The sequence below is a fragment of the Methanobrevibacter sp. genome (assembly GCF_036307625.1).
Taxonomy (GTDB): Archaea; Methanobacteriota; Methanobacteria; order Methanobacteriales; family Methanobacteriaceae; genus Methanocatella.
The window spans coordinates 1-6,916 of the sequence record NZ_JAXJXF010000025.1; the positions used below are offsets into that span (position 1 = coordinate 1).

Here is a 6,916-nt window from a genome sequence, read left to right on the forward strand (position 1 = left end):
GTGTAGCATTCAGGTTCTCCGCATTCAGGACATTTTCTGAATTCGACGTCCGCATAACCCAAACGGATTGAAATACCTCTTTTTGTTTCTTCACTGTGAGTATCAGTCCATACACCTGATAATGCTTTAGTAAGAGTAGTCTTACCGTGGTCGACATGACCAACCAAACCTATGTTAACATCTGACTGTACGTTCACAGATAACCACCTTTTTCATAATTTAATTCGACTAAAAGTAAAATAAGAAAAATAGTAAAACTATTCTTCCTCTTCTTCACCAGCACCAAGAATATCAGCTATTGATTTGCTTCCAGCTTGAGTAACTACAGTGTTGATTTGTACAATATCTTCAGCGATAGTGTTTCCTCTAACAGTTTTCCTTTTTTTGACACCAGCAACTTTAGGATGGTAACCGATACCACCAGTTAATAAACTTTTTATTCTTCTGGTACCAGAAACATCTTTTTTCATGGTAAAACCGTTTTTGTCACTACCACCAGTGATTTTTAAAGTGTAACCATCTAAACCAACGATTCCACCATCAAATTCATCACCTATGACTAATCCATTAAGAGCTTTAGCTTCATCCACTTCAACTTGATGAGTTTCAGCTCCCTGAGACACAACTACTTTGAATGCCATGGTATTTCCTCCTTAATTATTTTATAAACCCAATTTATTATTCAAAAAGACCAAATTTACCCCAATCAGGGTCTTGTTTACGTTTAATTTCAACAAATTCATATAAAGTTTCAAATTCATCTTCAGTTAGTTTCTCTTTAAATTCTCTTTCAATGAATTTGTAATGTTTTTCAGGAATATCAACATACAGTTCATCCCCTTCGTCAAAATGTTTCCCAACAATAGCGTCCTTAATAGCCATTGCAACTCTTTGACCTCTAGGAATATCAGGTAATGTTTCTCCTTTATCTTCCATACTGGCAATTACGCCAACATATTCACCATTCTTATTAATTAAAGTTTGACCTTGTTTAACTGTACCGCTTAAGGATTCGATTCCAATGATAGCGGGTTTACTTTGACGGAAAACTAATTTCGGTAAAGACATGAATTTAGCAGGCTTGATAATAGCATCGTAAAACGCTTTCTTCTTAGCTTTTTCTATTTCATCAATCCAAGATTCATAATCTTCAATGATTTGATAGATTACATCACCTTTAAATAGTTTAACATCTGAATTTTTAAGGTCTTCTTCAGAATTTTGATGAACATTAACATTAAATGCAATAATAGCACCATGCGTATCATTTTCATTTAAAGCAATGGATGAATTAATAATATCTCTACGAGATACATCTCCTATGTCTGCTTCACGAATAGGGATATCCAATTCTCTTAATAATTTAACAATTGCTTCAAGAGAACCTAATGTGTCAGCTTTAACCAATATTCCTTCATCTTCTGTACTGATAGTAATATCTTCAATTTCTTTTAAGATTTCTTCCTCAACATTTTCGTTATCACTTAATACTCTAAGTGGAGAACCGGAAACAACATCATCTAGATTAGGTGCAGCAATTTTAATACCAGCGGCTGCAACTACCTCATCAAATTTTTGGAATTTCTTTTTAGAATCCCTCATTTCTTCCAGTGGAAGTGGTCTTAAAATAGATCTAACTTTAGTAGTCAATACTTCGTTTGAAGAAGTCATTAAAGCTATTTCATCATTAGTTCGTAAAACACCATCATAAATAATACTATCAATAGTTAAGCCTAATCCGGTTTCCTCTTTGATTTCTAAAACAGTACCTTTAGCAGGTGCATCTTCATTAATTTCAAGTTGCTCTGTCAAATACTCTTGAGCAAGCCCTAAAAGCATAGCTAAAACTTCAATAATTCCTTCTCCAGACCTAGCACTAATTGGAATAATACTGATTTGGGAAGCGAAATTACTGACCCTGTCAAATCTTTCGGATTGGAAACCTTCCTTATGAAGAGTACCTACAATTTCATAAATTTTTGTATCTAACTCTTGTTTAACACTTTGAGCCTGTTGTTCAAAAGATTGCTTAAATGAAGCACCTTCATGAGTTTCCCAACCAAATATCATGTCAATTTTATTAGCTACTACAATAAATGGAGTCTTATACATTTTAAGAATATTTAACGCTTCAAATGTTTGTGGTTTAAATCCATCATTGATATCAACAATTAACACCGCTAAATCTGCTAACGCTCCACCACGTTTTCTTAAACTAGTGAAAGCTGCATGGCCTGGAGTATCAATAAAAAACAAACCAGGGATTAAATCTTTGATAGTTAAACGTGATATGAAATTTCCACAGATTTCTTCAATAGTATCGTTAGGAATTTCTGTAGCACCAATATGTTGAGTAATACCTCCGGCTTCCTTATCCGCAATAGTACTACCTCTAATATAATCTAATAATGTAGTTTTTCCGTGGTCTACATGACCTAATACTGATACAATCGGGGATCTGATTTTCATAGTATCTTTTTAATAATAAATTTTTAATATCTTAAATTTATTCATAAATTAAATCATTGTCGACGATTTTGTAATCGCAAATTTCATCTTCATTAAAGAAAAGAGCAATTTCTCTTTCAGCAGATTCAGGAGCATCTGAAGCATGAATAATGTTTCTACCGGTATCCATACCAAAGTCTCCTCTGATAGTTCCAAGGTCTGCTTCTAAAGGATTAGTTGCACCAACTAATTTCCTAATAGTAGTGATAGCTTCTTCTCCTTCAATTACCATAGCTAATGATGGGGATGAAGTGATATACTCTACTAAACTTGGGAAAAATGGTTTTTCAGCATGTTCTCCATAATGAGTTTTTGCTAAATCTTCATCAATTTGAATTAATTTACAAGCAACGATTTGAAGACCTTTTTCTTCAAAACGAGATAATATTTTACCCATAAGACGTCTTTGAACAGCGTCTGGTTTCATCATTACAAAACTTTTTTGAATCATTCTTTAACCCATTTAACTTTTCTTGGAACTCTTCCGAGTTTAATCATATTTTTTTCACATTTACTGCTACAAAAGAAATATATTGATCCATCTTTTTTAACGTACATTTTTCCTGTACCTTCTTCAATTTCTTTACTACAGAATGAACAAGTTCTCATGTTGTTACACCTTCTTATGGAGTCTTAATTTCCTTAGCTTCTCTAATAGTATCAAGTAACATTAAAATGTCGCCTTCTCTTACAGGTCCCATAATGTTTCTTGTTAAAATTCTTCCTTTATCTCTACCATCGAGGATTCTGCATTTAATTTGCATTACCTCACCAGTCATACCAGTTCTTTTTAAAACTTCAATGACTTCAGCAGGAGTTCCTTCTTCCATTTTATCACCGTGAAAATCCTTTAAAAGAATTTATTTATTCTTTTAATTCAGCAACTTTTTCTACGATTTCAGCAACAGCAGCTTCAGCGTCACCAGCATCTACAATACATGCAGAAGCAGTACCAACAGTTAATCCAGCAGCTCCACCAACTTGTTCTTTGGTAGGTAAGTATACGTAAGGAATTTCTTTTTCATCAGCTAAAACAGGAATGTGTGCAACGATTTCAGCAGGATCTACATCTTCTGCGATAACAACTAATTTTGCATCTCCTCTTTCGATAAATTTGGTTACTTCGTTAGTACCTTTAGCTACTTTACCTGTAGCTTGTGCGGTTTCTAATGCTTCTTCAGCTTGTTTAGCTAATTCTTCTGGTGTGTCAAATTTTACATAAATGTTTGCCATAAAATATACCTCCTTTTTCATCTGGCTATGCCATCCATCGGCAGATATTATAATTCTTTTGAATCATAATATAATGTAATTATATATAGTTATATTATCTTTTAACTATAGAAATTACTCAAATTATTCAATAAGTGAATAATCTAATATAGTTTTTAATAATACTAATTCTTGAATAATTCATATATCACTAAATATAATCCCGTAATAAAAAAACAAGGGGGATTAAACTTTCAATACAAATAATTTCTGAATTTCATATAATTTTTAGCAAAACTAAAAATAAAAATTTAGTAATTAATGAAATAATTCTAGAGAACTAGACAATAATAAATTGGTTTGCATAGTATATAAATGTTTGTAAAAATAAGTCAAAATAAGCAAAATTAAAAATAAAAATTAAGAAAATAAATAAAAAGTGTAAAAGAGATAGTAAATAAATTACTATCTTAGATAATTAACAAATCTATTTAATTGCTAATTTAACATCTTCAGCTTTTACAGTTTTTCTACCAGCGTGACGTGCAAAACCTACAGCTTTAGCTGCGATTTCATTTCCGTAATCTTCGATAGCTTCGGTTAATGCAACTTTTGCATCATCACTTACTCTTTGTGCACCAGCATTTTTTAATACTCTTCCTACAGGAGCAATTGGTAATTCACTCATAATTTACACCTCATTTTTTTGATAATAATAGTTTTTATTTGCTTATATATAAATATATTGGTTCAATACTTTTAATTTTGAAATATTTCAATACAGTAAACTAAACTAAAATAACCTAAAAGGTGACAGTACTATCTTTGAAAATGTTTTTCATACATGACTTTAAAACAGAAATATGAGCTTTAACTTTGGAAAAAAAAGAAATAAAAAGCAAAAGATAAAATAAAAAAAAAATTAAATAAAATTTATAAAAGATAAATTTATTTTTCCATAAGAATTTTTCTTAAGGTGTCGATATCTGCATCAACTTCAGTAGGTTTAGTACATGCATCAATAGCAGTGTTTGGATCTTTAAGCAAGTGACCGGTAACAACACATGTAATTGTTTCACCTTTATCTACAACACCCTCATCAACAAGTTTTTTAAGACCTGCAATTGAAGCTGCAGACGCTGGTTCAACACCAATACCTTCAGTTCTTGCAAGTAATTTTTGTGCATCCAAAATTTCTTCATCACTAACGGTTTCTGAATAACCATTTGAATCATAAATTGCATTTAATGCTTTAATATCACTAACAGGAGCACCAATACGTATTGCAGTTGCAACAGTCTCTGGATTTTCAACAGGAACAACTCTTTTATCTCCTTTTTTGAATGCATTGGTAACTGGACATGCTCCTTCAGCCTGAATACCTGTCATCATAGGAACATCTTTAATAAAACCAGCATCATAGAATTCCTTTACACCTTTCCAAATAGCAGAAATGTTACCTGCATTACCTACTGGCAAAACAATTCTATCAGGAGCTTTCCAACCTAAATCCCTTACAATTTCATATCCAATTGTTTTTTGACCTTCTAATCTATAAGGATTGATTGAATTTAATAAATAAAGATGTTTTTCTAATGCAAGAGCAGTCATTGCTTCAAGTGCTTCATCGAAGTTTCCATTGATTGACATGACTTCAGCACCATGGAACATCGCTTGAGCCAATTTACCCAAAGCGACTTTACCAGAAGGTAAAAATACAATACATCGTAAACCTGCACGGGCAGCATAAGCTGAAAGGGATGCGGAAGTGTTACCAGTTGAAGCGCAACCTACAGTATTAACACCCAATTCCATAGCCTTAGTCATTCCAACAGTCATTCCCCTATCTTTAAAACTTCCAGTAGGATTGGAACCTTCTACCTTAACATATAAATTAACGCCAAGTTCTTCACCTAACTTATCACATTTGCAAAATGGAGTTCCACCTTCATTAAGAGAAACAATTTTAGATTCATCTACGGGAATACACTCTTTAAATTTCCATAATGTATCTTTTCTTCCGTCAAAAATATCTTTAGAAACATCAATATCATTAACTAGCTCAAGAACAGAGCCACACTTTTCACAAGTGTAAATTACCTCATCATCATCATATTCTTCGCCACATGAAACACATCTTATCATAAAAAATCACTGTATATATTTTTTAAATTATTATTATATAAAATTTAACCAATAGCCGAAATTAAAAATTTACCTATAGGTATGGTAAGATAAACTTCAATTAATCCTGCAATAACCATCAGAATTGAAGCAATCAAAAGTATTATGAAAGCTTGCATCAGCTTATCAAAATTCACTTCATAAGAATAAAACAACCTATCAATAAATTTTCTTTCCTTTTCCTTCAGAAAAGTTTTAAACAACATATAAACAAAATTGAACAAAATAAAACCTGAAGCACAAGCTAGAATACATGAAGTGAATTCAAAAATTCCATGAGGAAGTATCAAAATTATCGATTGCAAAATATTGGGAGATATTGCAGTATAATAACCTACAAAAAATCCGTTAAATGCTAAAATTAAAGCAGAAATACAGAAAAACAATCCATAAATAAACATCTGAAGGACAATCATTATGTTATTAATAAAAATGTCCTGGAAAGTTAACTGAACAACACCTGTTTCAACTTTATTGGTTAAGTCTTCAACAACAGGATTTAAATAGCTGTGAAGAGACGGTGCAAAGACAAATCCCAAAATTAATGAAATAAAAAGAATAAAGGCAGAAGCAATAACGGCAGATTTATTCTCAACAAATGCCTTTTTCACTTCTGTTTTGATTTTGTAAAGCATTATATCAAAGTTTTAGCAATTTCACGAGCTTCAACTTGTTTTTCTTTTAAGTCATCCATAAATTTTTCCATTAACTCAGCAGCCATTGCCTTACAATCACCACAACGCAATGTTCCGTTTTTGCAGTCATGACGTATCTTTTCAAGCTCGTCATCGTCATCAATGAAATGATACAGCAACATTTCATAGATTACGCATTTATCAACTTCACCGCCTAATTCCTGTTGTTCTTTTAGGCTTTCCCTACCTCCGGTTTTAGCTGATTTGACTTTTTTTATTGCATCTTTAGTTTCATCATTAAGATAAATTGCAGTAGATGGCTTTGAACTGCTCATCTTATCACCGGTTAAACCAGTTAGGAACCTGTGATATGTAGA

Annotated in this window: 10 protein-coding genes and 1 pseudogene; all 11 read right to left on the minus strand. The window is 32.1% G+C overall.

Annotated elements, in window-relative coordinates; genetic code table 11:
- Nucleotides 1-197 (minus strand): GTP-binding protein (locus tag UIB65_RS01075; protein WP_330039306.1); only part of this gene is annotated, 197 nt, incomplete at its 3' end.
- 60 nt (nucleotides 198-257) lie between these two features.
- Nucleotides 258-641, minus strand: a complete 384-nt coding sequence (locus UIB65_RS01080) for a 30S ribosomal protein S6e (protein ID WP_330039307.1) — start codon at nucleotides 639-641, stop codon at nucleotides 258-260.
- Nucleotides 642-678: 37 nt separating this feature from the next.
- Complete coding sequence (infB, locus tag UIB65_RS01085) at nucleotides 679-2,469, minus strand: translation initiation factor IF-2 (protein ID WP_330039308.1); 1,791 nt, start codon at nucleotides 2,467-2,469, stop codon at nucleotides 679-681.
- Between the two features lie 37 nt (nucleotides 2,470-2,506).
- A complete protein-coding gene (gene ndk / locus UIB65_RS01090; RefSeq protein ID WP_292747301.1) occupies nucleotides 2,507-2,959 on the minus strand; it encodes a nucleoside-diphosphate kinase in 453 nt (150 codons plus the stop codon).
- Entirely contained in the window at nucleotides 2,956-3,117 is a 162-nt protein-coding gene (locus tag UIB65_RS01095) for a 50S ribosomal protein L24e (RefSeq protein WP_292608826.1), read from the minus strand. The genes ndk and UIB65_RS01095 overlap by 4 nt, the downstream gene beginning before the upstream one ends.
- A 14-nt stretch (nucleotides 3,118-3,131) precedes the next feature.
- The gene (locus UIB65_RS01100; RefSeq protein ID WP_116669816.1) at nucleotides 3,132-3,338 is read right to left on the minus strand and encodes a 30S ribosomal protein S28e; all 207 of its coding nucleotides are present in this window, start codon (nucleotides 3,336-3,338) and stop codon (nucleotides 3,132-3,134) included.
- Between the two features lie 34 nt (nucleotides 3,339-3,372).
- Nucleotides 3,373-3,741: a 50S ribosomal protein L7Ae gene (gene rpl7ae / locus UIB65_RS01105; RefSeq protein WP_296803942.1), complete on the minus strand. Its 369-nt coding sequence runs from the start codon at nucleotides 3,739-3,741 to the stop codon at nucleotides 3,373-3,375.
- Nucleotides 3,742-4,207: 466 nt separating this feature from the next.
- Nucleotides 4,208-4,408 (minus strand): histone family protein, encoded by a 201-nt coding sequence (locus UIB65_RS01110; RefSeq protein WP_296803943.1) that lies wholly within the window; start codon nucleotides 4,406-4,408, stop codon nucleotides 4,208-4,210.
- A gap of 260 nt (nucleotides 4,409-4,668) precedes the next feature.
- Nucleotides 4,669-5,865, minus strand: coding sequence for a threonine synthase (thrC, locus tag UIB65_RS01115; RefSeq protein ID WP_330039309.1), 1,197 nt, complete (start codon nucleotides 5,863-5,865; stop codon nucleotides 4,669-4,671).
- 44 nt (nucleotides 5,866-5,909) lie between these two features.
- On the minus strand, nucleotides 5,910-6,539 hold the full coding sequence (locus UIB65_RS01120) for a stage II sporulation protein M (RefSeq protein WP_330039310.1): 630 nt from the start codon (nucleotides 6,537-6,539) through the stop codon (nucleotides 5,910-5,912).
- Nucleotides 6,539-6,916, minus strand: a pseudogene (locus tag UIB65_RS01125) (tryptophan--tRNA ligase); the annotation flags it as partial. The gene UIB65_RS01120 and the pseudogene UIB65_RS01125, both read right to left, overlap by 1 nt.

Bases quoted from the DNA above. Each gene is read 5' to 3' on its own strand.
- infB (WP_330039308.1), bottom strand. From the start codon at position 2,469: ATGAAAATCAGATCCCCGATTGTATCAGTATTAGGTCATGTAGACCAC.
- UIB65_RS01100 (WP_116669816.1), bottom strand. From the start codon at position 3,338: ATGGAAGAAGGAACTCCTGCTGAAGTCATTGAAGTTTTAAAAAGAACT.
- rpl7ae (WP_296803942.1), bottom strand. From the start codon at position 3,741: ATGGCAAACATTTATGTAAAATTTGACACACCAGAAGAATTAGCTAAA.
- UIB65_RS01120 (WP_330039310.1), bottom strand. From the start codon at position 6,539: ATGCTTTACAAAATCAAAACAGAAGTGAAAAAGGCATTTGTTGAGAAT.
- UIB65_RS01080 (WP_330039307.1), bottom strand. From the start codon at position 641: ATGGCATTCAAAGTAGTTGTGTCTCAGGGAGCTGAAACTCATCAAGTT.
- UIB65_RS01095 (WP_292608826.1), bottom strand. From the start codon at position 3,117: ATGAGAACTTGTTCATTCTGTAGTAAAGAAATTGAAGAAGGTACAGGA.
- UIB65_RS01110 (WP_296803943.1), bottom strand. From the start codon at position 4,408: ATGAGTGAATTACCAATTGCTCCTGTAGGAAGAGTATTAAAAAATGCT.
- thrC (WP_330039309.1), bottom strand. From the start codon at position 5,865: ATGATAAGATGTGTTTCATGTGGCGAAGAATATGATGATGATGAGGTA.
- ndk (WP_292747301.1), bottom strand. From the start codon at position 2,959: ATGATTCAAAAAAGTTTTGTAATGATGAAACCAGACGCTGTTCAAAGA.